This window comes from Lentzea kristufekii, from assembly GCF_033949925.1.
Lineage (GTDB): Bacteria > Actinomycetota > Actinomycetes > Mycobacteriales > Pseudonocardiaceae > Lentzea > Lentzea kristufekii.
The window spans coordinates 124057-150582 of sequence record NZ_JAXAVV010000011.1 but is presented as its reverse complement, the minus strand read 5'-3'; the positions used below and the strand labels follow the sequence as shown (position 1 = coordinate 150582).

General features: G+C 70.7%; 23 protein-coding genes. 10 read left to right on the top strand and 13 right to left on the bottom strand.

Annotated elements, in window-relative coordinates; genetic code table 11:
- The first annotated feature begins 208 nt into the window (after positions 1 to 208).
- On the top strand, positions 209 to 958 hold the full coding sequence (locus SK571_RS23155; protein ID WP_319986179.1) for a GH12 family glycosyl hydrolase domain-containing protein: 750 nt from the start codon (positions 209 to 211) through the stop codon (positions 956 to 958).
- A gap of 103 nt (positions 959 to 1061) precedes the next feature.
- On the opposite strand, the gene SK571_RS23150 is transcribed toward SK571_RS23155, so the two are convergent.
- The gene (locus SK571_RS23150; RefSeq protein WP_319986178.1) at positions 1062 to 1628 is read right to left on the bottom strand and encodes a hypothetical protein; all 567 of its coding nucleotides are present in this window, start codon (positions 1626 to 1628) and stop codon (positions 1062 to 1064) included.
- 338 nt (positions 1629 to 1966) lie between these two features.
- Between SK571_RS23150 and SK571_RS23145 the strand changes: the two genes are divergently transcribed.
- Entirely contained in the window at positions 1967 to 2686 is a 720-nt protein-coding gene (locus SK571_RS23145; RefSeq protein ID WP_319986177.1) for a DinB family protein, read from the top strand.
- Between the two features lie 46 nt (positions 2687 to 2732).
- Here SK571_RS23145 and SK571_RS23140 read toward each other — a convergent pair whose 3' ends face one another.
- The gene (locus tag SK571_RS23140; RefSeq protein ID WP_319986176.1) at positions 2733 to 3584 is read right to left on the bottom strand and encodes a helix-turn-helix domain-containing protein; all 852 of its coding nucleotides are present in this window, start codon (positions 3582 to 3584) and stop codon (positions 2733 to 2735) included.
- A gap of 101 nt (positions 3585 to 3685) precedes the next feature.
- Here SK571_RS23140 and SK571_RS23135 point away from each other — a divergent pair, with 101 nt between their 5' ends.
- Positions 3686 to 4585 (top strand): MBL fold metallo-hydrolase, encoded by a 900-nt coding sequence (locus tag SK571_RS23135; protein ID WP_319986175.1) that lies wholly within the window; start codon positions 3686 to 3688, stop codon positions 4583 to 4585.
- A gap of 5 nt (positions 4586 to 4590) precedes the next feature.
- Positions 4591 to 6060, top strand: coding sequence for a carboxylesterase/lipase family protein (locus SK571_RS23130; RefSeq protein WP_319986174.1), 1470 nt, complete (start codon positions 4591 to 4593; stop codon positions 6058 to 6060).
- A 111-nt stretch (positions 6061 to 6171) separates the two neighbouring features.
- Here SK571_RS23130 and SK571_RS23125 read toward each other — a convergent pair whose 3' ends face one another.
- The gene (locus SK571_RS23125; RefSeq protein WP_319986173.1) at positions 6172 to 7395 is read right to left on the bottom strand and encodes a bifunctional glycosyltransferase family 2/GtrA family protein; all 1224 of its coding nucleotides are present in this window, start codon (positions 7393 to 7395) and stop codon (positions 6172 to 6174) included.
- A gap of 291 nt (positions 7396 to 7686) precedes the next feature.
- Between SK571_RS23125 and SK571_RS23120 the strand changes: the two genes are divergently transcribed.
- The 4 genes from SK571_RS23120 to SK571_RS23105 all read left to right on the top strand — a co-directional run bounded on the left by SK571_RS23120 (position 7687) and on the right by SK571_RS23105 (position 11151).
- The gene (locus SK571_RS23120) at positions 7687 to 9252 is read left to right on the top strand and encodes a DUF2339 domain-containing protein (RefSeq protein ID WP_319986172.1); all 1566 of its coding nucleotides are present in this window, start codon (positions 7687 to 7689) and stop codon (positions 9250 to 9252) included.
- A gap of 339 nt (positions 9253 to 9591) precedes the next feature.
- On the top strand, positions 9592 to 10350 hold the full coding sequence (locus SK571_RS23115) for a hypothetical protein (RefSeq protein WP_319986171.1): 759 nt from the start codon (positions 9592 to 9594) through the stop codon (positions 10348 to 10350).
- Positions 10340 to 10855, top strand: coding sequence for a hypothetical protein (locus SK571_RS23110; protein WP_319986170.1), 516 nt, complete (start codon positions 10340 to 10342; stop codon positions 10853 to 10855). The genes SK571_RS23115 and SK571_RS23110 overlap by 11 nt, the downstream gene beginning before the upstream one ends.
- 20 nt (positions 10856 to 10875) lie before the next feature.
- Entirely contained in the window at positions 10876 to 11151 is a 276-nt protein-coding gene (locus SK571_RS23105; protein ID WP_319986169.1) for a hypothetical protein, read from the top strand.
- A gap of 107 nt (positions 11152 to 11258) precedes the next feature.
- Here the strand turns inward: SK571_RS23105 and SK571_RS23100 are convergent, their stop codons facing one another.
- The 3 genes from SK571_RS23100 to SK571_RS23090 form a co-directional block, all read right to left on the bottom strand.
- Entirely contained in the window at positions 11259 to 11990 is a 732-nt protein-coding gene (locus tag SK571_RS23100; protein ID WP_319986319.1) for an alpha/beta fold hydrolase, read from the bottom strand.
- Between the two features lie 84 nt (positions 11991 to 12074).
- On the bottom strand, positions 12075 to 12947 hold the full coding sequence (locus SK571_RS23095) for an alpha/beta fold hydrolase (protein ID WP_319986168.1): 873 nt from the start codon (positions 12945 to 12947) through the stop codon (positions 12075 to 12077).
- Between the two features lie 9 nt (positions 12948 to 12956).
- Positions 12957 to 15737 carry a helix-turn-helix transcriptional regulator gene (locus tag SK571_RS23090; protein ID WP_319986167.1) on the bottom strand — a complete coding sequence of 927 codons (2781 nt, stop codon included), beginning with the start codon at positions 15735 to 15737 and terminating at the stop codon, positions 12957 to 12959.
- A 262-nt stretch (positions 15738 to 15999) separates the two neighbouring features.
- Here SK571_RS23090 and SK571_RS23085 point away from each other — a divergent pair, with 262 nt between their 5' ends.
- Positions 16000 to 16203: a hypothetical protein gene (locus tag SK571_RS23085; RefSeq protein ID WP_319986166.1), complete on the top strand. Its 204-nt coding sequence runs from the start codon at positions 16000 to 16002 to the stop codon at positions 16201 to 16203.
- Between the two features lie 93 nt (positions 16204 to 16296).
- Here SK571_RS23085 and SK571_RS23080 read toward each other — a convergent pair whose 3' ends face one another.
- The 7 genes from SK571_RS23080 to SK571_RS23050 form a co-directional block, all read right to left on the bottom strand.
- On the bottom strand, positions 16297 to 17463 hold the full coding sequence (locus SK571_RS23080) for a hypothetical protein (RefSeq protein WP_319986165.1): 1167 nt from the start codon (positions 17461 to 17463) through the stop codon (positions 16297 to 16299).
- A gap of 385 nt (positions 17464 to 17848) precedes the next feature.
- A complete protein-coding gene (locus SK571_RS23075) occupies positions 17849 to 19519 on the bottom strand; it encodes a cellulose binding domain-containing protein (RefSeq protein WP_319986164.1) in 1671 nt (556 codons plus the stop codon).
- Positions 19519 to 21777: a cellulose binding domain-containing protein gene (locus SK571_RS23070; RefSeq protein ID WP_319986163.1), complete on the bottom strand. Its 2259-nt coding sequence runs from the start codon at positions 21775 to 21777 to the stop codon at positions 19519 to 19521. Before SK571_RS23070 ends, SK571_RS23075 begins: the two co-directional genes overlap by 1 nt.
- A 244-nt stretch (positions 21778 to 22021) precedes the next feature.
- On the bottom strand, positions 22022 to 23395 hold the full coding sequence (locus SK571_RS23065; protein ID WP_319986162.1) for a flavin monoamine oxidase family protein: 1374 nt from the start codon (positions 23393 to 23395) through the stop codon (positions 22022 to 22024).
- 31 nt (positions 23396 to 23426) lie between these two features.
- Positions 23427 to 24128, bottom strand: coding sequence for a hypothetical protein (locus tag SK571_RS23060; RefSeq protein ID WP_319986161.1), 702 nt, complete (start codon positions 24126 to 24128; stop codon positions 23427 to 23429).
- Positions 24129 to 24469: 341 nt separating this feature from the next.
- Complete coding sequence (locus tag SK571_RS23055; RefSeq protein ID WP_319986318.1) at positions 24470 to 24862, bottom strand: hypothetical protein; 393 nt, start codon at positions 24860 to 24862, stop codon at positions 24470 to 24472.
- 109 nt (positions 24863 to 24971) lie between these two features.
- The gene (locus tag SK571_RS23050; RefSeq protein ID WP_319986160.1) at positions 24972 to 25862 is read right to left on the bottom strand and encodes a DMT family transporter; all 891 of its coding nucleotides are present in this window, start codon (positions 25860 to 25862) and stop codon (positions 24972 to 24974) included.
- Positions 25863 to 25959: 97 nt separating this feature from the next.
- Between SK571_RS23050 and SK571_RS23045 the strand changes: the two genes are divergently transcribed.
- Complete coding sequence (locus SK571_RS23045) at positions 25960 to 26514, top strand: TetR/AcrR family transcriptional regulator (protein WP_319986159.1); 555 nt, start codon at positions 25960 to 25962, stop codon at positions 26512 to 26514.
- Positions 26515 to 26526 lie beyond the last annotated feature (12 nt).

Here is a 26526-nt window from a genome sequence, read left to right as displayed (position 1 = left end):
CCGGGCACGAACTGGTCGATGCCGCTTTGATTCGACGCGGTGTTCGACAGTCCGCGCGAAAAAAATAGGCAGGATAACCACCCCAAAAGCCTTCTGACCAGCCTTTTCTATTCTACCGGCATATCCAAACACTCATTCGACAATCTGCCGCATCATTGACACCTCGGTACGCTGGGAGCGCTCCCATATCCCTGTCACAGGAGTCATCATGCGAAGGACCATCCGTGCCGTCGCCGCTGCCGGCCTGCTGGCCGCGAGCACGTTCGTCGCGACGGCGAGTCCGGCTCACGCCGATGTGACCATCTGCGACCAGTACGGGTCGACCACCATCCAGGGCCGTTACGTGGTCCAGAACAACCGGTGGGGCACCTCGGCGCAGCAGTGCATCAACGTCACGTCATCGGGCTTCCAGATCACCAGGCAGCAGGGCTCGTCCCCGACCAACGGGGCGCCGGTGTCGTACCCGTCGGCGTTCCTCGGTTGCCACTACACCAACTGCTCCCCCGGCTCCACCCTGCCGATGCAGGTCAGCCGGATCCGCAGCGCCACGTCGTCGATCAACTACCGGTACGCCGGCGGCACCTACAACGCCTCGTACGACATCTGGCTCGACCCCACGCCGAAGACCAACGGCGTGAACCAGATGGAGATCATGATCTGGTTCAACCGCCAGGGCTCGATCCAGCCCATCGGCAGTGCGGTCGGCACGACGAACGTCGGCGGGCGCAGCTGGCAGGTGTGGCGCGGCAGCAACGGTTCCAACAACGTCATCTCCTACGTCGCGCCGTCGCCGATCAACTCGTGGTCGTTCAGCGTGCTCGACTTCATCAACGACGTGCGCGCCCGCGGCGCGATCACGAACTCCTGGTACCTGACCAGCATCCAGGCCGGATTCGAGCCCTGGAACGGCGGTGTCGGCCTGGCGGTCGACAACTTCTCGGCCGCGGTCAGCGGCTGAGCCGCACCAACGAAGGCCGGTCGACACCCGAAGGCACCTGCCAGGTGCGGGAGTCGGCCGGCCGTTGCTGGCACAGAGCGGGTCTGCATGTCGTTCGAAGAGATCAGCAGGTGACCTTGACGGTCGCGCTCGCCTGGAACGACACGTGCACGTGGTCCATGTGGTTGGCGGTGGGGCTGCCGCGGTCCTCCATCGGCGTGAAGCCGCTGCCGTCGTTGTAGCGCTGCCGCCAGATCACGTAGGTCACGCCGAACGCCTTGCGGTTGGCCAGCACGTAGTCGGCCAGGGCGTTGCCGGTGGCGGTGTCGACCATGAAGTCGAGCGCCAGGCCCGTGGGGTGGTCGCCGGAGCCTCCTCGGCCGGCGGCGCCGCCGATGTCCTCGACACCGAACTTGCCCGCGATGTGGTGGCCCACCTGCGCCACGTGCGGCTTGACGCCGTCCAGGGTGGTCGGGCAGGGCGGCGGCGGTGGAGGCGGCGGGGGCGCCGGAGGCAGCGTGGTGGTCGTGGTCACCGGGGGCGCCGTGGTGGTCGCCGGGGGCTGCGAGGACGACGGCGTGGTGCTCGACGTCGTGCTGGTCGGCGGGCCCTGACTGGAAGAGGTCGAGGCGGCGGCCAGCTGGGCGGCCGCTCCGGTCGGATCTACCTGCTGGTCGGAAGTGCGGACCACCCAGAAGGTCGCTACGAGGCCCGCGGTGAGGGTGGCGGCGACTGCGATCGGGAGCTTCCGGTTGGGTGTCTCTGGATGCGTTCTATGTCGGCCCGGCATTCGGGAACACCTTGCGTTGGGGACAGGGCATGTTCACACGGGGCGCCACATTACGAAATGAACACGAGAACGTCACAGGCCAGTGTTCATGGTCACATCTCTGCTGGTGAGCGCGTCACTACAGCAAGTGACCGCCCTGTTGTCGTGGGAGGTCACCGCGCCCGGCACCGCCCAAGGCAGACGGGGGCGGATCTTTGAACGGTCAGGCCGCTCTGGTGCTCAGCCCTAGTGTTCGGAGCATGACGCGATACGTCGACGAGGATCTGCACGGTGCGGAGTTCCGCGAGTGCGACCTGACCGGGGCACGCCTGATCGGCGTCGTCATGCAGGACGCCGTGATCGACGGGCTCGTCACGAACCTCGTGGTGAACGGTGTCGAGGTCACCGGGTACGTCGAGGCAGAGCTCGACCGGCGTCATCCGGAGCGGGTGCTGATCCGCTCCGAGGACCCTGCCGATCTGCGCGAGGCATCACGTCAGCTCCATGCCGACTGGGCCGCCACGACCGAGCGGATCCACCGTACGCCCGGCATCGAGCGCCGCAGCGTGAACGACGAGTGGTCGGCGGTGCAGACGTTGCGCCACCTGGTCTTCGTCCACGACTCGTGGTTCCGCCGCTGCTGCCTGGGCTCGACGGAGCTGTTCACGCCGATGGGCATCGGGCCGACCGTCGAGCCCTACCGCGAAGCGCACGGCCTCGACCTCTCGCTCGATCCGGACCTCGACGAGATCGCGAGCGTGCGTGCCGCACAGACCGCCGAGCTCCAGGCGTGGCTCGACGAGGTCACCGCTGGGCAGCTCGCAGCACGGGCGCCGGTGCCCGGCGACGACGTCTGGCCGCCGTACGCCCGAGGCCGCTCCGTGCAGCAGTGCCTCCGCACGGTGCTCAACGAGACCTTCGAACACCACCGCTTCTGCGTCCGCGACCTCGGCCTGATCGAGGCACAGGACGCCGGATAGGGCCGGCTGCGGACTCAGCACCTGCGCTGTCGCGGATCGCCGTGACCTAGGCGCACGGGCGCAGCTGCCCGAGCAACGTGAGCGCGGCCTCCGCGGCCGAACCAGGCTGCGCCGTCACGACGGTCAGCGTCTGGTCCGGGGCGTGCGGGAGGCGGAGCGTCTGCTGCTTCACCAGGAGCTCCCCCACGACGGGGTGGTGCATCTGGTGCGCGGTGCTGTCGCAGGCGCGCACCCGGTGGTCGGCCCACATCGTCGCGAACTCGGGGCTGCGGGTCGCCAGTTCACCGATGAGGGCGCTCAGTTCCCGGTCCTCCGGGTACTTGCCGGCGGTGAGGCGGAGGTTGCCGACCACCGCGCGGGCCTTGACCGCCCAGTTGCGGTAGAGGTCGCGGGTGTGCGCGTCGAGGAAGACCAGCCTGGTCATGTTGGGACGGTCCGCGGGGCGTTGAGGGCTGGACTGGTCGAGGTGGCCCGCGAAGAAGGCGTGGCCCAGGGGGTTCCACGCCAGGACGTCGCCGCGCCTGCCCAGCAGGATCGCCGGTTGGGCCAGCGTGGCGACGAGTTCGGCGGTGTCGGGCGAGACGCGTTCGGGTGGTGGCTTCGGCGCGGTCCGGTGGCGTCGTGGCTGGGCCAGTTCGCGCAGGTGGGAGTGTTCGTCGGGGTTCAGTCGCAACGCTCGGGCGAGTGCGGCCACGACCTCCTGCGACGCGTGCAGCGCTTGTCCTTGTTCCAGCCGGACGTAGTAGGAGGCGCTGACGCCCGCCAGACCGGCGACCTCCTCGCGACGCAGACCGGGGACCCGTCGCCGTTCGCCGTAGGTCGAGAGGCCGACCTGTTCCGGTCGCAGGCGCGCCCGGCAGGCTTGGAGGTACTCGGCGAGCTGTCCCTGTCCGCTCATCCGGCCAGTATGCGCACGCCGGTCACGCCGAGCCTGACCACGCCAGTGGTAGGCAAGAGCGGGTCTGGTTGCCCGCGGCCGGGGTTCGCAGCATCGACGGCATGGACACGATCGAACTGGGTGACGTCTCCGTCACCCGTGTGTGGGAGTACTACGGCTCGGTGGAGATGACGCCCGAGGTCTTCTTCCCCGAGAGCTCACGGCAGGTCTGGGAGGACGTGGCACCGGAGTTCCTCGACCCCGCCACCGGCAACGTGCGTGCCGCCATCCAGACGTGGTTGTTGCGCAGCGAGGGCAGAACGATCCTGGTCGACACCGGGGTCGGCAACCACAAGGAACGCCCCTACGCCCCGGTGTGGAGCCACCTCACGACGGACTTCCTCGGCAACCTCGCCCGCGCCGGCGTCCGCCCCGAGGACGTGGACGTCGTCGTCAACACCCATCTGCACATCGACCACGTCGGCTGGAACACCCGCCTCGAGGACCGCGCCTGGGTGCCGACCTTCCCCAACGCCACCTACCTGATGCCGAAGGACGACTTCGACTTCTGGAACCCCGCCAACAACAGGACCGCCGTGCTCGGCCGCGGCAACCAGAACGTCTTCGAGGACAGCGTCGCCCCCGTGCACCAGGCCGGTCTGGCGCGGCTGTGGGAGCACGGCCACCAGATCGACGCCAACCTGCGCCTGGAACCGGCACCCGGCCACACTCCGGGCTCCAGCGTCCTGACCCTCGCCTCCGGCACCGACCGCGCGGTGTTCGCAGGCGACATGGTGCACGCCCCGGCACAGGTCCTCGAACCGGACGCCAACAGCTGCTTCTGCGAGAACCCCGCCGAGGCCCGCGCCACCCGCCGCAGGATCCTGGGCGAGGCCGCGGACACCGGCACGCTGGTGTTCCAGGCGCACTTCCCCGGCGGGGGCGCCGTGGAGGTCGCGCGCGACGCGGGCACGTTCGCCATCAAGGACTGGGCGTCCTTCTCCCCTTACGAGCAGAGGTGAGGCCGGTGGAGGTCGTCACCACCCGAGGTGCCGTGCGCGGGCTGAGCCGGGACGGGATCGCCGCTTTCCTGGGCATCCCCTACGCCGCCGCACCCTCCGGTGCCGGCCGGTTCGCGGCACCCGCGGAGCACGAGCCGTGGCGGGACGTGCGCGATGCCACCGGGTTCGGGCCCACCGCCCCGCAGGCGCCGCGCCTGCTCGGCACCATGGACCTGCGCGCCTACTTCGGCGAAGGCTGGCACCGCGGTGAGGACTACCTCACCGTCAACGTCTGGACGCCGGATCCCGGTGCCACCGGGCTGCCCGTCATGGTGTTCGTGCACGGTGGCGGCTTCGTCGCGGGCTCCGGACGCGCCGAGCTGTACGACGGGTCGGCGTTCGCCCGCGACGGCGTCGTGCTCGTCACCGTGAACTACCGCCTCGGTGTCGCCGGGTTCCTCGACGTTCCCAGCGCGCCGGCCAACCGCGGCCTGCTCGACGTGGTCGCGGCCCTGCACTGGGTGCGGGAGAACATCAGCGGGTTCGGCGGCGACCCCGGCGCCGTCACGGTGTTCGGCCAGTCCGCCGGGGCGACCATCGTCGGCGGGCTGCTGGCCACGCCCGAGGCCACCGGGCTGTTCCGGCGCGCGATCGTCCAAAGTGGAAGCGGTCTGGGCGCCTTCTCCTCCGAGCAGGCGTCCCTCGTCACCCGCTCCGCCGCCGAGCTCCTCGGCATCGAGGCGAGCGCCGGCGCCTTCGCGGGGATCTCCGACGAGCGTCTCGTGGAGACGGCGTCCAGGCTCGCGGGCATCGACCTGCGCACCGCGACGCACACCGATCCGCTGGCCGGGCTGAGCCCTTTCAGCCTGGTGCTCGACACGCAACCGGCGGACGCCGTAGTCGCCGAGGTCGATCTGCTCATCGGCACGAACACCGAGGAGGGCACTCTCTACCTGGTCCCGTTCGGCAAGTACGACAGCTCGACCAGCGCGGACGTCGACGCCGTCGCGGCCAAGGCGCACCCCGACCCCCTGCTGCTGGTCAAGACCTACCGCGAGCAGCGGCCGGCGGCCACCGACGGGGAGATCCGGTCCGCCGTCCTGGGTGACGCCCTGTTCGGCGCGGGCACCTGGGCGCTCACCGAGGCGTACGCCCGTCACTCCCGGGTCTTCGCCTACGAGTTCGCGTGGAAGTCACCCGCGCTCGACGGCGCGCTCGGCGCCACGCACACGGCCGAGCTCCCGTTCGTGTTCGGGCGGACCGACCTCCCCTCACTGCGCGGGCCCAACAGGCTGCTCGGTGACGACGACGCGCCGTCGTCCCTCGTCACGCGGGTCCACGACAGCTGGGTCCGCTTCGCCCGCACCGGAGATCCCGGCTGGCCGCGCTACACCCGGGACCGGCGCACCACCATGCGGTTCGACCTGGACAGCGGCACGGTCGACGATCCACGCGGGAAGGAGCGCCAGGCTTGGGAACGGCCCCTGCCGAGCTGACGGCGGTGACGCCGGCCTCGGTGACGGTGAGGACGAGCCGGCGCTCGTCCTCACCAACCGGCTCACGCCGCGACGAAAGCCGTGCGCGACCCAGATCCACAAGGGACGACGTCACCGGATCCTCGTCCGGAACACCCAGTTGCGGAACAGCAGGAACCTCAGCACGGTGGCCGCGAGGTTGGCCAGCACGACGGCAACGATCTCCGCGTGCCCGCCCGGCGCCGTGACCTGCTGGATGAGCACGAGTGAGGCACTCGTGAGACCGAGTCCCACACCGAAGACGATCAGTCCCTCGAACTGGTGGCGCACCGCGCCCGCTGCTCCTCGCACCCGGAAGGTGAACCGCCGGTTGGCCGCCGTGTTGGCGATCGCGGTGACCAGCAATGCGACCAGGTTGGCCGCCTGCGCCCCGATCCCGCCGCGCAGCAGGAGGAACAACACGAGGTAGGCCAGTGTGCTCACGACCCCGATCGCACCGAACCGCACCAGCTGGGTGAGCAGTCCCGCCGGAACACCGGGCTGCGGCTGCTCCAGCGGCGCGCGTCCCAGCCGGACGCGCAGCTCCGCGATCGGGACGGCACCCGAGGCGAAGCCCCGCAACAACCGCGCGATGCCCTTGAGGTCGGCGATGGCGGTCGACACGAGGTCGACTCGGCTGTCCGGGTCGTCCACCCAGTCCACCGGCACCTCGTGGATGCGCAGGCCCGCCCGCTCGGCGAGCACCAGCAGTTCGGTGTCGAAGAACCAGCCGGTGTCCTCGACGTGGGGCAGGAGTCCACGGGCGACGTCGGCGCGGATGGCCTTGAAACCGCACTGGGCGTCGCTGAACCGGGCAGCCAGGACGCTGCGCAGGATCACGTTGTAACACCGGGAGATGAACTCCCGCTTGGGACCGCGCACCACGCGGGCGCCACGCGCCAGCCGGCTGCCGATCGCGATGTCGGAGTGTCCGGAACTCAGCGCTGCCACCAGGGGAGGCAACGCGGCGAGGTCGGTGGACAGGTCGACGTCCATGTACGCCAGCACAGCGGCGTCCGATGAGGACCACACCGCCTTGAGCGCGCGGCCCCGGCCCTTCTGGGCGAGGTGCACCGCTCGCACCTCACTCATCTCGTCCGCGAGTGCGTCCGCGATCTCCGCCGTGCCGTCCGTGCTGGCGTTGTCGGCGATGGTGATCCGGAAGGAGTGCGGGAACCGCTGCGTGAGATGCGTGTGCAGCTTCCGCACGCAGGGTGCGAGGTCGTTCTCTTCGTTGTAGACGGGGACCACCACGTCGAGCACAGGTGCGGTGGTGGCCGTCGCGGTGGTGTCGGGAGCGGGAGTCGCGAGGCTCATGGCGCCAGGGTCTTCAACGGATCTTGGCGCCCGATGTGGTGCGGCTGTGCGGAGGCTGTGAGAGGCGCGCACAGCACCTGTTCATCCCTTGCGCAGTGGACTCACAGGAACGGTCGCGACAGCAGTTCGTCGATCTCCGTCAAGAGCGATGACGGCTGCGCGAGGACCTGCACCTTCCCCAGCGACTTCGTCAGCACCGCCCGGGACGTCCGGACCGGTGACACCGCGACCCGGACCGATCTGGGGCCGGGCCGAGTCGTTGCCGTGATCGCGGCAACGCAGGCTGGTCCCATGCGAGCTGGGGTTTTCCTGCGCTGGGTGGCGCATCCGCTGACCGTCGGGGCCACCGCGGTCCTGCTGCTCAACGACCACGTGTTCAAACAGGCGTGGCCGGGCCTCGTCACCGGCAAGCTCAGTGACGTCGCCGGACTGGTGGTGGCGCCGGCGGTGCTGGGGCTGATGTCCGGCCTGTTCCGCGCCGGCCGGATCGGCGCCGCGGTGGCGACGCTGCTGACGGGAGCCGGATTCGCGTGGGTCAAGCTGACCAGCACGGGAGCCGAGGTCGCGTCGGCGGCGTGGTCCGTCGTCAACGGACCTTCGGTCGTTCTGGCCGACCCGAGCGACCTGGTCGCGCTGCCCGCGCTGGGCCTCGCCTGGTGGGCCTGGCGGAGGTCGGCGGCGGCTCCGCCACTGCCGGACCGCATGGCTCAGCGGTTGCGGGTGGTGCTCGCGATGCCGTTCGCGGTGCTGGCGATCGCCGCGACTTCCGCGCCCTCCGTGAGGATTCCGTCGGTGGACTCCGTGGAGATCATGGGCGAGCAGGTGGTCATCGAGGTGGACGAGCGGTTGTACGGTTCCGGCTCCGGTGTCGGCGACTGGACGCTGCTGCCGGAGACGCCGCCCGGACAGTTGCCGGAGCGCCGGCAGGTCGAAGCGTGCGTACCCGATGACACCGCACACTGCTACCGGGTGCACGGCGGTGACCTCGACCTCGACTTCGTCGAAGGGACGCCCCGCGGCGGCCGGCTGCTCGGCGTCGACGAAACGACCGACGCCGGTCGGACCTGGCACACCGCCTGGGAGGTGCCGGCCGCCCGGTGGCCGTTCGTCAAGCGCCAGCACCCGTTCCCCGGCGGGATCGAACACGTGTCCAAAGTGGCCAGTGTGGACGTCCAGGTCCGTGCCGTCCCGGGTGGACACGAGGTGATCGTGGCCAACGGCGTCGAAGGGCTCGCGGTTCGCGGCGCCGACGGCGCGTGGCGACGCGTGCCGGTCGTGGTCGCGGCGACCGGGCTGGAGCTCCGTCCCGCGCCGCTCACCGGGTTCGGCCAGGTGATCGGAGACGACGTGAAGGAAGCCGGAACGATCACCCTGCTCGCCCTGCTGATCGGGATGTCGGTCGCGGTCTGCCGGACCCGCGCCCGGCTCGGACACGTGCTCGTCGTGGTGATGCCACTCGTCTTCCTCCTCGTGGCGGCCGTCCCGATCGCCGGCGCGATGGCGTTCGACAACTCCAGCTCCGGGATGTCGACCGTTCCCGCACTGGTGTTCGCGCTGTGTCTCATCGGCATCGGCATCGGTCTCACGATGGCGCAGGGAGCGGTGCGCCGGTCACGTGCGGCGGTGGTGGACGCCGCCGCCGTGCTGACCGGCCTGGCGTTCCTCGTGCCCTCTCTCGGCTGGACCCTGGGCTTTCCTCCCGAACGCGGGACCGTCGGCCAACTCGGTCTGATCTTCGCAGCGGGATGCGTGGTCCTGGTCGTCGCGGCCGGCGGGTGGGCCGGCCGCGACCCGGCGACCACCGGCGACCTGGTCGCCGACGCGCCTTGGCCGCCTGTTCCCGGCTCAGCCGGTTGAGCGACCGGCCGGTCGTGATCGGGTGAGTGCAGGCACAATCACATCAGGGCCCCGGTGAAGTATTGGGGTCGAATCCAATTGAACCTTTTACGTCGTTGACGACCTGTTTTTCAGCGGTAACACTGCCTTGGCGGCGACATTCACCCCGCACCGCCAGGCGAAACGCCGAAGACGTGACCTCGGTGGAGGTCGACGTGGGCCGCCTGCGCCACAGCCACGTCCGACCCCACCGAGGCGGGATCGCCATTGCCCAGCTCAGCACCGTTCATGATCTGTCCAGGGTTCGTGCGCCGCTCCTGGTGGCGCTCCAGCCAAAGTGCAAGGCTCGCGGTAGCCGGCTTGAGCGTCGTCACCACGGTCGCCACCACGGGAGCGATCGCCTTCAACGGTGTCGCGGTGCCGGGGATGCGCGGGAGCTCGGACCTGGAAGCGAACCTGCGCAGAGGTGACTCCGTCCAGGTGACGGTCCACGAGGTGTCCGAAGTGGACTCTTTCGAGGGCGCGGAGCCGGGCACCGGTCTCCTCGTCCGCGCCCGCGTCGCCGGGGTACGCCGGGTCGGCGACTGCTGGCAGGCGGAGTCCCGCGCCGCCGCCCGGAACCTGTTGCTCGGCAAGGAGGTGCGGCTGGTCATCAGAAGGGATGACAGTTCGGGCAGTGATCACGTCATGGTCGACGTCCTGCTGCCGAACGGCGACGACTACGCCCGCACCGTCGTGCTCGACGGCGCGGCGTCCGCGGATCCGTCGATCCGCGAGGACCTCGCGCCGGTCGAGTCCGACGCTCGCCACGAGCGCCGTGGCGTGTGGGCGACCACCTGTGATCCCGCCGGAACGGAGGTGACGGCGACCGGCGCGCCTTCGACGTCCGCGCAGACCACGACCATCACCGCGACAACCGTTCCAGCCCTGACGGAGTCTCCCCCGCCGCCGTCGTCCTCGGTGACACGGTCCTCCACGCCACCTGACGATCTGCGGGTGGACGTCCTGAGGGGCAGGCGGTGCGCCTCCGAAGGTGAGCGGCGGACGTCCATCATCGGCGGGGAGATGGTGTGTGCCCGCAACGAGAAGGACGAACTGAGGTGGCGGCGTGCGGAATGAGGTCGGTGTCGATCTGTTCGGCAGGCCGGTCCACGTGGTCGAGCCGGCACCTCGCTTGGAGGACGGCAGGCCTCCGCGTGGCCTGACGGCGCAGGGCTGGGTTCGCACGACCGGCTGGCTTCAGATCGGCGACCGGCCGGTGAGTTCCGCCTACGTCGCCGCGGCGGTCGGCTTCCTGTGGGCGCCGATCGTCGCGGTCACGCTGATGGCCGAGTTCCCGGTCGCGGCCGGGGTTCTGGTCATCGCCACTCCTGCGCTGTCCGGTGTGGCGTGGTGGTTCTTCACCACCTGCGTGAAGCCTGCGTCCTCGGCACGGAACATCGGCCAGAAGCACGCGAGCGATCTGCTCTCAGGGGACGTCGTCCGGCTGTGCGGCTCGATCGGACCGGTCGGCAGGGTGACCGCGGTGGTGCACGACGACGTCGTCATAGTGGACTTCCACGGCGGAGGGCGTCAGTCGTGGGCTCCCTCGCGCGTTGTGCACGTCGCGGAGTTGCTCAGTTGAGGACCAACCCAGGAGGCCGGGTGCGGGCCGTCATGGCCAAGCCCGAGCCCACCGCGGACGACCTGGTGTACCTGTTCCTCCCCGAGACCGACACCGGCCGCACCGCAGGACGTGCTTACCTCGCAAGGGTGTCCGCACGGCTGGCGGCCGGCGGTCCCGCCGTCTCCGCGGCCGCCGCCCGGGGTCAGATCACCGCGATCGACAAGAACGCCTCCGTCCCCGTCGACCGGGTGGTGGCCGACCTGAAACCATCACCCACCCGGTTCTCTGCGCCACCGGTGTCCAGGACGTCATGATCCCTGCTCTGGCCTCCTGGACAGCCGTCCAGCATCTCGACGACGTCCCGCACCCGGGGAGATCGCCCTGGCCCCGCGAGCCTCCTGCTCACGGGGCCGGGAAGGCGTCAGCCCGCGGCGCGGAGGACGAGGTCGGCGACCGCGTTCGGACGCGAGACCGCCACGGCGTGCGAAGCTCCCTCGACGGTCACCGTCGCGCGTGAGCCGGCCCGGTCGGCCATGAACTTCTGCGCCCGCACGGGAATGTTCTTGTCTGCGCCGGCCAGCAGAAACCACGAGGGGATGCTCGCCCAGGCGGGTGCGCCGGACGCCTCGTTCAGGGCAACGTCCCGGATGGGGCGCTGGGTGCTGGCCATGAGGGCGGCCTGTCGCGCCGGGACGTCGGCTGCGAACTGCTGCCGGAAGAGCGAGGGCTTGATGTACAGGTCCTTCGAGCCGTCGGGCAACAGGACCGGTGCCAGCGTCTCCCCCAGTGTGCTGCCGGGGTACTTCGCGGCGAGCTGTGCCGCGGCTTCCCCCTCGGCGGGGGCGAAGGCGGCGACGTACACCAGTGCCTTCACCTTCGGCGATCGCGCCTTCACGTTGGTGATGACGGCACCGCCGTAGGAGTGGCCGACGAGCACCACAGGTCCGTCGATGGCAGCGAGACGCGTGTCGAGGGCCTCGGCGTCGGAGCCGACTCCGCGCAGGGGGTTGGCCACGGCGACGGCGGTGAAGCCCCGTCGCTGCAACCGCTCGATGACGGGATTCCAGCCGGCGCCGTCTGCGAAGGCGCCGTGGACGAGGACGATCGTGGGCTTCTGCCCCGTTGCCGGGTGGGCGGCTACCGCGTTCGACATGCCGGACAGGGCGAGCCCGGCGGCAGCGGCGAGCACGGCCAGCAGAGCGGTGACGCGGTGCGTGAGTCTGTGCATGTCCGGTTCTCAGTCTGTGAGGAAGGCGATCAGGGCGGCGTTGACCTCGGCCGCGTGGGTGAGCAGCAGACCGTGCGGAGCGCCGTCGATCTCGACGTAGCGCGCGTCGGGCAGGCGGCGGCGGAACTCGCGGGCGGTGGCGTCGATCGGCAGGATGCGGTCGGCGGTGCCGTGCAGGATCAGCGACGGCACGTCGATGCGCTCCACGTCGGCCCGGAAGTCCGTCAGCCACGCCGGGACGCACGCGTACGCCGCCACGGGCGCCGAGGCGATGGCGGTGGCCCAGTTCGCCCGCAGCGCGGCGTCGCTCAGACGGGAGCCGAGCGTCTCGTCGGTGTTGAAGAAGTCGACGAAGAAGTTCTCGTACCAGGCGTAGCGGTCGGCCTCGGCCTGCTCGGCGATGCCGTCGAACACCGACTGCGGCACGCCTGCGGGGTTGTCCTCCGTCTGCAGCAGGAACGGCTGGAGCGCGCCGAGGAAGGCCGCCTTCGCCACCCGCTGCGAGCCGTAGGTGCCGAGGTAGCGGGCGACCTCGCCCGAGCCCATCGAGAAACCGACGAGGACGACGTCACGCAGGTCGAGCTGCGTCAGGACCTTGTCCAGGTCACCCGCGAAGGTGTCGTAGTCGTAGCCCGTCATGGTCTTGCTCGACCGGCCGAAGCCCCGGCGGTCGTAGGTGATGACCCGGTAGCCGGCCTTGACCAGCGCGTCGGTCTGCTTCTCCCACGACTGCCCGTCCAGCGGGTAGCCGTGGATCAGGACGACCGGCTGGCCGGAGCCGTGGTCCTCGTAGTACAGCTCGACGTCGGTCGAGTTCTCGGTGCCGACGGTGATGGTTCCCATGGTGCCTTCCCGCCCGTCCGCCGTGTGCGGACCGGGCATGGCACGAACCTAGGGAGCGAGCAGGGCCGGCCGCGTCCGTTGGACTACGTCTTCGGCGTACGTCATCGTGCCGCGCAGCACCGCGGCGAGCTCGCCGCGGGACGTCACGCCCAGCTTGGGGAACATCCGCTGGAGGTGAGTGCTCACCGTCCTGGGCGAGACGTAGAGCCGCTCGCCGATCTCCCGGTTGGTGAGCCCTTGCGCGGCGAGCTGGGCGACGTGCAGCTCGGTCGACGTGAGCCGGTCGACGGCGGCCGGGTCCTGGCGGGGCGACGACGTACCCGCTGCGCGCAGCTCCTGACGTGCCCGCTCCGCCCAGGCTGATGCGCCGAGCGCGTCGAAGACCTCGCGCGCGGCCTGCAGGACGACGCGGGAGTCCGCCGGCCGCCGGTGCCGCCGCAGCCACGCCCCCAGGGCGAGGTGCACCCGCGCCCGCTCGAACGGCCAGTCGACGGGAACGGCGTCGAGGGCCTCCCGGAAGAGCTGCTCGGCGGCGTCCGGCGGGCTGAGCAGGGCACGGCCGAGGCGCAACCCGCAGAGCAGGGCGGGTGAGGGGGTCCCCTCCGCGAGTGGCGTCAGCTCCCGCAGGACGTCCCGCGCCGCTTCGGCGGACTCGCTGCGCACGGCCGCCTCGGCCAGTTCAGCGACACCGTAGAACCGCAGCCAGGGGTGGAAGGCGGGGTCGGCCGGCTCGAAGACGCGGTGCAGGTGCCCGAAGGCGTCGCCGTAGCGCCCTTGGCAGAGGGCTGCCTGCCCGCGGGCCATCTGCACGATGGCGAGCGCCGGGCGGGCGCCACCGGGAAGGGCGGTGCGCTCCGCTTCCGCTGCCCACACCTCCGCCTCCGGGTCACCGCAGACGGCGGCGAGCTGTGCGCGGATGGCGTGCACCATCGCGTGCACCAAGGGCTGACCGGTCTCGCGGGCCAGCTCGGCGGCCTCCTCGGCGGCGAGATGAGCGGCACGCACGTCACCGAGCCGTGCGGCACTGCCCGCCTGGACGCAGAGGGCCCTGGCCAGCATCGACAGACGGCCCTGTGCCCGCAGGGCGTCCAGCGACCTCGCTGCCAGCCGACCGGCCAGGGCGGGAGCACCCACCGTCACCGCGGCGGCGCCCAGGAGCTGGTCCCCCTCGGCGTCCTCGGACGAACGATCCAGCTGACGGGTCAGGGACTCGAGGACTGCTCGCCCGCGCTCGACCGGCGCGCAGTACGCCCGCAGGGCCACCAGGTCGGCGTTGTCCGCGTTCACGGGCATCCGGTCGGCGGCGGCGGCGATCCGCCGGCGGGCGTCCGGCCCCGGCTCGCCCCAGAAGCAGTGCAGGACCGCACTCCACAGCATGCGCAGCCCCAGCAGCCGCTCGCCGTCAGCGGCGATCCCGACGGCCAGCTCGGCCAGCTCGGCGGTCGCGGTGCCCTCGCCCTGCGCAGCGCCCTCGACCAGGGCGATGCCGACCCAGGCCGCACGGCCCTGGTCCCGGACCGACAGGTCCAGCGAGCGCGCCTGGGCCACCAGGTGCGCCGCGACGTCGCTCTGGCCCGACTCCAGAGCGAGCTCGGCCGCGCGCAGCAGCCGGTCCGCGCGGGCGGACGGGTCCGCGGTCAGCTCCGCCGCTCGCCGCAGCGCGGCCAGGGCCGCGGCGACACCACCGCGGCGCAGGGCCCTGCCGGCCGTGGAGTCCAGGTCCCGCGCCGCGTGCTCGTCGGAACCGGCGGTGGCGGCAGCGCGGTGCCACGCCTGCCGGTCAGGCTGCCCCTGGAGCTCGCAGGCGAGAGCGGCGTGCGCGGCCTGTCGTTCCGCGGCCGTCGCGGCGTGGTGCATCGCCGAGCGGACGAGCGGGTGCCGGAAGACCAGTTCCCAGGGCTCCACCAGGCCCGCACCGACCGCCGGTTCCAGGGCGGCGACGCCGACCGCCGTCCCGAGCATCCGGGCAGCGGCGGCGAGGCACTCGTCCATCGTCCCGTCACCGTTGAGGGCCGCGAGGAGGAGAACTGCGCGAGTGTCGGCCGGAAGCCGGGAGACCCGTGCCGTGAAGGTCCGCTCCAGCCGCTCGGTCAGCGGCAACGGGCCCGGCGTGAGCGCGTACGCCCCACCGACCGACTGCAGCGCGACCGGCAGCTCGGTCAACGCCAGCGGGTTTCCCGCCGCCTCCACCAGCAGCCGCCGCCTGACCTGCTGCCCCAGGCCGGGGGCCACCGCGTCCAGCAGTTCTCCCGCCACCTCGTCCGTCAGGGGGTTCAGGTGCAGCACGGGCAGCCCGGCGCCGCCGAGCCGGTCGTCGAGGGAGCGGGTGACGGCGACCAGTGCGAGGGGGTCGGACTCGATCCGCCGCGCGACGAACCCGAGCACGTCGAGGCTGGCCCGGTCCATCCAGTGGGCGTCCTCGACGACCACCAGCAGCGGTGCCTTCACCGCCGCGTCCGACAACAGGGTCAGCGCGGCCAGGCCGACGAGGTAGAGGTCGGGAACGGCCTCGTCGACGAGCCCGACGGCCGCGCGCAACGCGGCACGCTGCGGTCCGGGCAGGTCGTCGATCCCGTCTCGCAGCTGGTGGACCAGCTGGTGCAGGCCGGCGCAGGGCACGTCCTCCTCCGACTCCACCCCCACCGCCGTGATCACCCGCGTCCCGCGGTCAGCGGCCCGCGCCGCCGCCTCGGCGACCAACGCCGACTTGCCGATCCCAGGTGCGCCGAGGACGACCACGGCGCCGCCCGACCCCGAGGCGGCCTGCTCGACCAGGGCGGCCAGTGCACGGCGCTCCGTCTCACGCCCCAGCAGCGCCCGTCGTTGCATGCCGCGCTCTCTCTTCCGTGCAACTCCCCGCCGCCGGCAACCGCGGCGGTGACCGGAAAGCGAGGGTTCCAGTTCGTCCGGGGGTATTTGAGCACCAACTTGAACAATCAAGGGGCTTGTTGCTCACGGAGGTGGTGCGCTTCACAGGCGCGCTTCGAACCTCGCCGCACTCACCCGCGGGACCGAGGTGCAGCCTGCTCTACCTGGAACCTGGAAGCCTGCGGTATCGGCGACGCCGGCGAACGCAACTAACTTCGTTGCCATGAACGAAGAAGCGAAATTCTCCCCCGCCCGCAGCCGAGCCCTGCTCGCGGTGGTGCTGGCCGGCAGCCTCGTGGCCAACGTTGCCGCTCAAGCCTTCGGCCTGAGCCTCTACATCAGCGCCGCTTTCGGACTGATCGCCATCGCCAGCGGTGTCGCGCTCTTCTCCAACTACCGCAAGAACCGTCAAGACTCGCGGAACTGAAGCGGCCGTCGAACAGCCCGGCACGGTGCCGGGACAGCGAAAACGGGCGGGATGGGAGACCCGATCCCGCCCGTTCCACAGATGATCAGTCGGTCAGTCGTCCTCCACCTCGGTCATGTTCGTCGTCATCGCGTCGGCGTCGCCGCCGTGCCCGCCGTTGCCGGTGTCGCCGCCGTTGGTGCTGCTGTGGTTGACGGCGTCGCCGGAGTTCCCCGTCGACGTGATGCCGGAGTGGCCGGAGCCGGTGCCGGTCAGACAGGTCGAGTAGACGCACATCACCCAGGCGTCGTTGTCACCGGTGTCGCCGGAATCGCCGGAGTGGCCGGTGTTCCCGGACACCGCGGTGTTGGAGCTGACGGCGTGGCCGCCGTTGCCGGAGGGCGCGCCGTTCCCGGCCGTGGCGGTCGCCGCGACGTCGGTGTTGCTGTGGACGGTGTTGCCCTCGGTCTCGGTTGCGTTCTCCGTTGTGGCGACGGCGTCTCCACCGCTGCCGCCGTTGCCGGTGTCGCCGCCGTTGGTGGTGCTGTGGTTGGTGGCATCGCCGGAGTCCCCTGTCGACGTGGTGCCGGAGTTGCCCGAGCCCGTGCCGGTCGTGCAGGTGGCGTGGACGCACATCACCCACGCGTCGTTGTCACCGGTGTCGCCGGAACCGCCGGAGTGATCGGTGTTGCCCGAGGTAGCGGCGTTGTTGTGGCTGAAGGCGTTGCCGCCGTTTCCGGAGGACGCGCCGTGGCCGGCCGTGGCGGTTGCCGTGGTCTCGGTGTCACTGTGGACGCTGTCGTCGTCTGATTCGGTCTCGGTGGCGTTCGCTGCCGTGACGTTGGCGTCGCCGCCGTTGCCCCCGTTGCCGGTGTCACCGCCGTTGGTGCTGCTGTGGTTGGTGGCGTCGCCGGAATCTCCCGTGGACGTGGTGCCGGAGTGGCCGGAGCCGGTGCCGGTCACGCACGTGGCGTGGACGCACATCACGTGGGCGTCGTTGTCACCGGTGTCACCGGAGTCGCCGGAGTGGCCGGTGTTCCCGGACACCGCGGTGTTGGAGCTGACGGCGTGACCGCCGTGCCCGGCAGGCCCGCCGTGTCCGGCGATGGCGGATGCCGCGACGTGGTGTCCGAACCACTCACCGGACATCAGGTGTCCCGCACCGCTTATGCGGAACGGGTGGAACGCGCTGATGTCGGCACTGGCGGTCGGACCGCCGGCCAGAACGAGACCACTGGCCGCGACTACGGCCAAGAGGCCTGTTTTGACGTTCTTGCGCATGGTCTTCCTTTCATGCGAGGCGTCTCCTGGTGCGGCCGCGCGGTTCGTCCACGGCCCGGAGCACGTCAGCGTCCGTTCCGCGGGTCCCGCCTGCCGCCGCGCCGGTGTTCCGTGCAGAAGTCCCTCCGCTCTCGAACGGATCACCGTGGTTGCGCCGTTTGGAGTAGCCGCGTCGAGGGGGCGAAAACCTGCCGAACGTCTGCCAGCTGAACGGGCGACAAGCGGTGCGTCTGCGCGATGGTGACGGCCACCTGGCAGGGGACGTCCACCTCGGCCAGGGGACGCATGATCGGATGACCGGTTACCGGCGGCCACGTCCATCGACACAGACGAACGTGCCCGGCGTCCACAGTGGAGCGCCGGGCACGTTCGCGACAGGGAGGTGTTACGGGGTGACAGGGGCGTTGGTCAGGCCCTTCACCGCCCCGGCCACGGTGTTGGAGGAGTGGACGACGTTGGGCATCGCCGTGCACTTCGACACCGAGGTGATGTTGATGGCGTACTGGCCCACGCCTCCGAGGTCCGAACGGTTGTTGCGCCAGGTGTTGCCGCAGCCGTTGGGCAGGGTGGGGGTCGTGCTGGTGTTGTGCGTCTCGTAGCCGTTGGCGAAGGTGCCGGGACTGCGGAACGTGCCGGTGTTGTCCTCGATCACGTAGCCGATGCCCTTGACGTCGACCCAGGAGTCGGCCGAGTTCTGGCCGCTGATGCCCTGGCCGTCGAACGTGTTGCCGCGGATGACGCCCTCGTAGGTGCCTTCCTTGACGTCGACGGCCTCGGCCGCGACGTTCGGGCCGATCCTGTTGTTCAGCACCTGGACGCGGTCGCTGCGGTCGATGCCGCCGTTGTTGCCGTGGCAGCCCCAGTTGGAGTTGGCGGAACCGAGGTACACGCCTTCGCCGTAGCCGGGCTGGACCAGGCCGGTGTCGGTGATCGTGGAGTTGCGGATGACGCCGTCGGCCGAGGAACGGCGGAAGTGGACCGCCTCCTCGTCGAGGTGGTGCACGGAGACAGCGTCGATCGTGGCGTGGTGCGAGTCGTCCAGGACGATGCCCTTCTTCGACTCCCGCACGGTGAACCCGGTGAGGTTCCAGTACGGGGAGCCGAAGAGCCACAGGCCGTATCCCGAGTCCCAGCCCGCGGTGGGCGTGGGGCAGGACGGGGCGACGCCGGTGGGGCCGTCGTTGACGAGGACGGCGTCGCGCGGGCCGCTCAGGGTGATGCGCTGGGTGGCGGTGCCCGCCCGGCCGTTGGCGACGAAGGAACCGCGGTACGTGCCCGGCGCCATCCTGATCGTCTGGCCGGGGGCGGCCGCGGCCAGTGCGGCCTGGAGCTGTGCCGCGGTGGACACGTCGACGGTGCCGCCACCGCCGCTGTCCGGGCTGGTCGTCACGCTCACGGCGGTGCTCGCCGCCGACCTGTTGCCCGCCGCGTCGTTGGCGCGGACCGAGAACGAGTACGCGGTGGCCGGCGACAGGCCGCTGACGGTCGCCGCCGTGCCGGTGACGGTCGTGCTGACCGCGTTGCCGAGCAGCACCTCGTAGCCGGTGACGCCGACGTTGTCGGCCGACGCCGTCCACGCGAGCGACACCGAACTCGACGTCACCCCGGTGGACCGCAGGCCGGCCGGCACGGTGGGCGCCTGCGTGTCGGCGGGCGGGGTGGTGCCGCCGCCGCACGGCACGCCGTTGATCGTGCAGTTCACCGGCAGGCTGCCGCCGGACGCGTTGAAGCCGAACTTCGCGCTGGCACCCGGTTTGACGGCGCCGTTGAAGCTCGCGTTGGTGAACTTGTGGTGCTGGCCGGTCGAGGTGCGGACCGAGCTCCACGAACTGGTGATCGTGGTGCCGGACGGCAGGTCGAACTCGACCGTCCACGACGTGCTCGCGGCGTCACCGGAGTTGGTGATCGTCACGTCCGCGCCGTACCCGCCGTTCCACACCGACGTCTGGGTGACCGCCGCCTTCAGCACCGGTGCCGCGGCCTGTGCGGACGCGCCGCTGAGCAGTGCCACGACGGTCGCGGCCACCCCGGCCAGCGCGAATGCCCTGGTGCCCATCAGTTGCCTCCGCAGGTGTTGCCGTTCACCGTGCAGCCGGTGGGAAGACCGGTGCCCGAGGCGTTGAACCCGAACTTCGCGGTGGCACCGGGCTTGATCGCACCGTTGAAGCTCACGTTCGTGAACTTGTGGTGCTGGCCCGTCGAAGTGCGGACCGAGCTCCACGAACTGCTCACCGAGGTACCGGACGGCAGGTCGAACTCGACCGTCCACGCCGACGTCGCGGTCGCGCAGCCGTTGGTCAGCGTCACGTCGGCGCCGTAACCGCTGCTCCACACCGAGGTCTGGGTGATCTTGGCGGTGAGGCACGAGCCCGACGGCGGGTTGGTCGTGGTGGTGCTGGTGCTCGTCGTCGTAGTGGTGGTCGTCGTCGACGTGGTGGTGCTGGTCGGCGGGGTGCCGTTGACCGAGTTGAGGAACAGCGACGCCGCCGAGTCGGTCTTCGTGGCGTCCACGCCGTGGCCGCCGGTGAAGTCGCGCTGCTCGTTGGAGGCCCAGTCGGTGATCGGCGTGCCGCCGATGTCGAGGTGCTGGTAGGCCGTGCCGTTCCAGCCGAACTGGTAGATCCGCGCGTGGTCGGCGTAGTAGTCGGTGAACGGGCCGCCGGTCGCGGTCTGCTTCGTCATGGTGTTGTTGAAGAAGACGTTGCGCGGCCCGGACGCGCCGGACCACTTGACCGCCTTCTTGCCCGCGCCCCACCAGATCGGGAACCAGTTCGAGTTGTCGGGACCGCCGCCGCCCTCCTCACCGCAGTTGGCGCGGCAGTTGGCGGACCGGTGGGCGTAGGGCACCCGGACGGTGTTCAGCTCGAAGAGGTTGTTGCGCTCCCAGCCGCCGTGGAGGTTCAGGTCGGAGTCGAAGTCGTTGCCGATCACGACGTTGCCCGAGGCGGACCACTGGAACGTGAAGTGGCGCAGGTTGCGCGAGGTGTTGCCGGCGTAGAGCGAGTCCCAGACGCGCGAGCCGCGGAAGTAACCGTTGCCGCCCTTGCCCTTGTTCCACGAGCCGTCGAGCTCGTTGTTCACGATCTGGAGGTTCTTGGCCTCCTCCGTGACGATCGGGTGCGACCCGGTCATCTCCGCGCGGATGCCCTTCACCCACGAGTTCGCCGCCCACTTGAAGACGATGCCGTGCATCTGGGCGGCGGGCGCCATGTTGCCGTAGTTGTTGACCGAGTCGGCCTGGTTGAGACCGGGCATCGCCTGCGTGAAGCCGAAGTCCTCGAAGCCGACGCCGACGACCGGGTCGACCAGCGGCGACACCTTCGAGTCGTACGCCGTCCCGCCGATCGCCGGTGAACCGTCCGACGTGGAGTTGACCGGAACGTCGAACTCCAGCGGCTTGTCGAGCGTCACGGTGGTGCCCGACACCGACGCGACGGTGAAGATCTGCTGTCGCATGTGCATGTTCACCATCGGGTACGGCGTCCCCGTCGCGAACTGCTGCTCGTAGAACTTGACCGAGTTCGCGGCACGAACGTTGACGAACGTGCCCGGCTTGATCGCGCTGACCGAGGCGACCGCGATGGCGCGGTCGCCGGCCTTCGCGGCGGCACTCACCTTCACACCGGCCTTCCAGTGCACGTTGACCGTGCCCTCGAAGAGGTCCTTGCGGTTCTCCGGCGCCGCCGCGTAGTCGCTCGCGTAGCTGGAATGCACGCCGCGCGACTGCACGCGGAACAGGCCGCGGCCCGGCCACAGCCAGCCGCCCTTGCCCTGGCCGGACGTCATCCCGTCCTCGTCCCAGTCCGAGCCGTCCGGGGTCAGGGTGTCGTACAGGGTGTTCGCGTCGGGCCGGAAGGTGATCTTCGTGGCGTCCCTGCCCGCGCCGCGGATGATCAGGTAGTCCGCGTCCGCGTGCAGTTCGCGCGAGACCTCCAGCTCACCGGCGGGCAGTGTGATCAGGCTGAGCTCGGAGTAGCTCGCCGACGGTGAACAGGTCGTCCTGATCGAGTCGATGGCCGCCTGCAGACCCGCCGAGTCGTCCTGTCCGTCATTCGGCTTCACGGTGTACTGGCTCGCCAGTTCGGCGGCGGTGATCTGGCACGCCGCACTGGCGTTGATCTCGTTCTGGCCGGGGAGGTTCTGGCCACCCCGATAACCGGCCCTGCTCCAGTCGTACAACCCGCTGACGGGTGCCCGGCGATTGCCCGCCGAGGTGTCCAATCCGGTGAGCGCGCCCGCGCCAGGGGCCGCATCGGCCGCGTTCACCAGCACGGCGATGCCCGCCGCGGCGACTGTGCCCACGATGCCGAGCACCGCTGCTCGTCGTAGGGCTTGACTTCGGGACACGCATGCCTCCAGGGACTCTTCGTGACCGCGGTTGTGGGGCGGCTCACACCGCGGAGTCGAATTGTGAATAGCCCACGAAGTCCCCGTCAACAATTCGCGCGTAATTCGCCACGATGTTCGAGCATGTGAACATCAGATATGTGAATTAGGGAATCGGCAACGTTTGCAGAAGTCTATTCAACCGCTTTCACGACGTCCGTCGAACAGGAATTCATCCCGCGGCCTTCAGCGCGGCGATCACCTCGTCGGCGGCGCGGTCGCCCGAGGTGATGGCGCCCTCGACGTGGCCGTTCCAGACCGACGCGGTCTCCGTCCCCGCCCAGTGCAGCGCACCGGTCGGGGCGCGCCAGCCGTGCTCGCCGTACTCCGTCCAGCCGCCGGGGTACACGAAGCACGCGTAGCCGCCGATGGTCCAGCCGTCCTCGGACCAGGCCATCTCGGCGTAGTCGACGGGCATGCGCGCACGGGCACCGGCGACCTCCGCGAGCGCCGCGAGGACGTCGGCCCGGCGAACGTCGTCCGGCGCCGCGGCCCAGCGGTCGACGCGGTCGCCGTGGATGAACGCCACCAGCACGCCTCGTGACGCGTCCTGCGGCGAGTTGTCGAACACCGCTCCGACCGGGTTGCGGCCGTGGAGGGTCGCGATGCCGGAGCGGTCCTTCTTGCGCCAGAACGGTTCCTCGTAGACCGCGTGCACCTTCGCGACGCGTCCCATCGGGGTGTGGCCCGTCCAGCCGCGGCGCGCGGGTGGCAGGGCGGGCTCGAAGCCGATGCGTCCCAACGCGGCCGGCGGCACGGTGACGATCGCCCGCCGCGCCGTCACCGCCGCCTTGCCGGTGATCACCTCGACGCCGTCGCCCGTGTGCCGGATCGTCAGCACCGGCTCGTCCAGCCGGACGGTCAGCGACGCGGCCATCGCCAGGGCGAGAGCGTCCGCGCCGTCGGCGAAACGGGAGTCCTGCGCGCTTCCGGAGGTCCCCGCCAGCTGCTCGAAGCCGCCCGCCGAGGCGACGTGGAACAACACGTGGAAGAACGAGATCTCCCTCGGCTCGCAACACCACACGCGCTGCACGGCGTGCGCCAGCCTGCGCAGCGCGTCCTCGTCGTCGGTCTGCGAGTGGAAGAACTCCTCCGCGGACATCGAGTCGAGGACCTCGAAGTTGGGGGTGAGCCAGGGTTGGTCCAGCTCGACGGTCAGCGCGAGCTCGCCGAGCGCCGCGATGACGCGACCGTGCTCGGCGACGCCGGGCCCGGACTCCGGCATCGAGCCGGAGTGGTCGCTGCGGGTGCCGTCGTGCCAGATCTCGACGTGCCGGCCGGTCTCCCAGGCCGGGAACGTCGCGCACTCGAACTGCGCCGCGAGCTCGTGGAACCGCTTCTGGGACGGGCCGATCCACTGGCCGCCGTGGTCGACGCGCACACCGGACGGCAGCACCTCGCTGACCACCCGGCCGCCCACGCGGTCCGCAGCCTCCAGGACGACCACACCGAGTCCGGCGGCCGCCAGGCGGGACGCGGCCGCGAGGCCCGCGTAGCCGGCGCCGACGATCACGACGTCGGCCGAATGCTGCTCCAGTCCAGTCACGACGCACACGATGGCAGAACGGACCCGGCAGTCAAGGCAGGAGCCGGTGGATGGCCGGGAGCAGGAACGATCTCGGCGGATCCCAGACGTGCCGGTCCTCGAACCGCCACGCGTAGGTCAGGGCGCCGTCGCGGACGCAGTCGAGCAGGCCCGGCGCCGACAGCTCGGCCGCCGACCACTCGTAGAGCCGCCGCAGCCGCGGCACGATCATCCCGAAGTCCACGAGACGGGCGAACCCGTGCTCCTCGCCGAGGTAGTACCGGACGTCGGCGCGCAGCGGGTACTCGTCCGGCAGCACGCGCGAGAGCTGCAGGAAGATGCCGGTCATGCCGAGCCTCGGGTCGCCCAGCAGCGGCGCGAGCGGGCGCAGCCAGCTCAGCGAGAGCGCGGGCGCGGCCACCAGGGCGTGCGTGTAGAGCACCCGGCACAGGATGACGTTCATGAAGAACCGCTCGGGCTCGCGTTCCGCCTCCGCGAGTTCGCGGTGCTCCAGGTAGGCGGCGACCACACTTCCGTTGTGCGCGCGGTACCACGCTGCCGCCGTGGGATCGCACGCGAAGGCCAGCCACTGGCCGGCCGTGCGCGACGACGGCGGACCACCGAGCCCGCCGCTCAAGCCCACCGCCTCGCACCCGTCGCGGAGGATGCGCTCGTTCACCGCACGCCACCACGGGCTGCCGGGACGCGGGTGGAACGCCGGCTGCAGCACACCGCGGCGCAGCTGCCAGCGCACGAACGACCTAGGCCCTGTCCTGCAGGTCCGTTCGATGAGAGTCACGGTCGAGAGACCCGGAGGCGGTGCCGCCGCAATGCCCTCATACCGGGCGTATCCGGGCCTTGCGGCGGTGCCGCCTCCGGGGCCCTCGGCCGCGACCATCGCGGACGAGACCTGCAGGACAGGGCCTGGCCGCCCGGCGGAACGGCAAATGCCGCGGTGCCTGGCCGAACGGGCCGTAATAGCAGCGTTCCATCAACGCCAGGCGGCCGCCGGGGTCGTCGCGGACCATCGCCACCTGCTGCCCGGCCCAGTCCGCGGCGTCCACCATCAGGCCAGGGGCGCGGCCCAGCGGACCATCAGAAGTCGTCGCCGCTCGTCAGCACGTGCTCGATGGCGTCCGCGCGGCCGACCAGCAACGCGAGCGGGCGCTCGAACTCCTCCCGCACGCTCAGGTCCTCCAGCGGCACCACGTGCTTGAGCAGCGCGAGACCGTCCACCACGGCCGCCCCGCCCACCTGCGACTCGCCCGCGAGCTCGAGGAAACGGCGCAGGTCGACGTCCGCGGCGCGGCCGACCGGCGAGGAAATCTCCACCCACGCCGCCCCGCCGAGGTCCGGCAGGTGGTGCACGGCAACCTGTTGCGTCCGCGCGCCGTCGGTGTCGAGGCGGAAGCGCAGCCAGGCGTCCGATTCCTCCAGCACCTCGTACCGCAGCCGGACATAGTTGATCACTTCAACCCAGGACGTCACGCCCGGTTCCGCCTCTCTCACGCCCGTTTCCACCACCACCGTAGTGCGGAAACAGAGCGTTCGTGTCGCTTTGGCGGATCGTGTCGCAACCGGGTCACGACGCCGCCGGTCACCCGAGTTGGACGAGCAGCGAGCCCGTCACGAGCAGCGCGAGTCCGAAGACCCGCGCGGAGGTGAGCGGCCTGCGGGGCATCCGGAACAGTCCACAGTGGTCGATCACCGCCGACGCGATCTGCTGCCCGGTGACGGTGAGCGCGACCGTGGTCGCCGCGCCGATCTCCGGGATCAGCAGGAACGTCGCGGTGACGTAGGCCGCCGCACACCCGGCACCGAGCCAGCCCCACCACGGCATGTCCCTGAGCGGCACCAGCTTCGGCGCCGGGGTGCGGTTGAGCAGCAGGACCACCGCGATGGCCAGCGTCGCCACGGCGAAGCTGATCAGAGCGACGGCGATCGGCGCGTGCAGGTCGGCGCGCAGCCTGGCGTTGACCGCGCCCTGCACGGGCAGCACCGCACCCGCCGCGATGCCGAGCCCGATCCAGCCTGCCCGCGTGGCCCGCACCGGCCGGGAGAGCACGGTGATGCCCGCGAGCACCGCCGAGGCCCCGATCACGATGCCCGCGGACAGCGGCTGCCGCGGCACGCCGAGCAGGCCGAACAGGTCCAGTGCCGTCGACGGGAACATCTGGCCGGTCACGAAGAGCCCGACGGTAGCGAGCGCACCGAGCTTCGGGAACAGCAGGATGCCGCTGGTGATGTAGAGCGGGCTGGCCAGTCCTCCCGCCAGGTGCCACGGCTCGACGTCCGGCACCAGCGCCACCGCGCCGATCGCGCCGGTCGCCGCGGCGAGCACCGCGAGCACCACCGCCGCGAGGCCGAGCTGCAGCGCCGACGCCCCGTACGGCGTACCCACCGCCCTGGTCAGCTGCAGGTTCGCCGACGCCTGCACGGCGAGCAGGCCTCCGACGAGCAGCGCGGAGCCCAGAAGCACGAAGTACACGACAACCCCCAATAAGTGGACACAATGTCCGCTAATCGAGGGTAAGCATGAAGTGGACATGCTGTCCAGTTACTTGGTGATCGAGTACGATCCGCCCATGGCCAAGGAACGCGCCGACGCCGCGCGCAACCGGGCGCGAGTCCTGGCCGCCGCCGAGGACCTGTTCGCGGCCAAGGACGCCCGCCAGGTCACGATGGACGAGATCGCCCGTGCCGCCGGCGTCGGCCGCGCCACCCTCTACCGCCGCTACCCCGACCCGTCCTCCGTCGCCGCCGCACTGCTGGACGAGCACGAACGCGTCCTGCAGGAACATCTGATGGGCGGTCCGCCACCACTGGGACCGGGGGCGCCGCCGCACGAGCGCCTCGCGGCGTTCTACGAGGCGATGACGGGCCTGCTGGAGCGGCACCTGCACCTGGTGCTCGGAGCGGAGACCGGTGACGTCCGGTTCCGCACGGGGGCCTACGGTTTCTGGCGGCTGCACGTGCTGACGCTGCTGCGCGACGCGGCCGTGCCCGGCCCGGAGGGCCTGGTCGAGGTCCTGCTCGCACCGCTGGCCCCCGAGATCTACCAGGAACAACGGCGGCGTGGCCTCTCCCCGCACCAGATCACCGCCTCGCTGACGTGGCTCAGCCGGCTGCTGAACACCTGAAAGGCGAACGAC

Bases quoted from the DNA above. Each gene is read 5' to 3' on its own strand.
- SK571_RS23155 (WP_319986179.1), top strand. From the start codon at position 209: ATGCGAAGGACCATCCGTGCCGTCGCCGCTGCCGGCCTGCTGGCCGCG.
- SK571_RS23145 (WP_319986177.1), top strand. From the start codon at position 1,967: ATGACGCGATACGTCGACGAGGATCTGCACGGTGCGGAGTTCCGCGAG.
- SK571_RS23140 (WP_319986176.1), bottom strand. From the start codon at position 3,584: ATGAGCGGACAGGGACAGCTCGCCGAGTACCTCCAAGCCTGCCGGGCG.
- SK571_RS23135 (WP_319986175.1), top strand. From the start codon at position 3,686: ATGGACACGATCGAACTGGGTGACGTCTCCGTCACCCGTGTGTGGGAG.
- SK571_RS23125 (WP_319986173.1), bottom strand. From the start codon at position 7,395: ATGAGCCTCGCGACTCCCGCTCCCGACACCACCGCGACGGCCACCACC.
- SK571_RS23120 (WP_319986172.1), top strand. From the start codon at position 7,687: ATGCGAGCTGGGGTTTTCCTGCGCTGGGTGGCGCATCCGCTGACCGTC.
- SK571_RS23100 (WP_319986319.1), bottom strand. From the start codon at position 11,990: ATGTCGAACGCGGTAGCCGCCCACCCGGCAACGGGGCAGAAGCCCACG.
- SK571_RS23095 (WP_319986168.1), bottom strand. From the start codon at position 12,947: ATGCCCGGTCCGCACACGGCGGACGGGCGGGAAGGCACCATGGGAACC.
- SK571_RS23090 (WP_319986167.1), bottom strand. From the start codon at position 15,737: ATGCAACGACGGGCGCTGCTGGGGCGTGAGACGGAGCGCCGTGCACTG.
- SK571_RS23085 (WP_319986166.1), top strand. From the start codon at position 16,000: ATGAACGAAGAAGCGAAATTCTCCCCCGCCCGCAGCCGAGCCCTGCTC.
- SK571_RS23080 (WP_319986165.1), bottom strand. From the start codon at position 17,463: ATGCGCAAGAACGTCAAAACAGGCCTCTTGGCCGTAGTCGCGGCCAGT.
- SK571_RS23075 (WP_319986164.1), bottom strand. From the start codon at position 19,519: ATGGGCACCAGGGCATTCGCGCTGGCCGGGGTGGCCGCGACCGTCGTG.
- SK571_RS23045 (WP_319986159.1), top strand. From the start codon at position 25,960: ATGGCCAAGGAACGCGCCGACGCCGCGCGCAACCGGGCGCGAGTCCTG.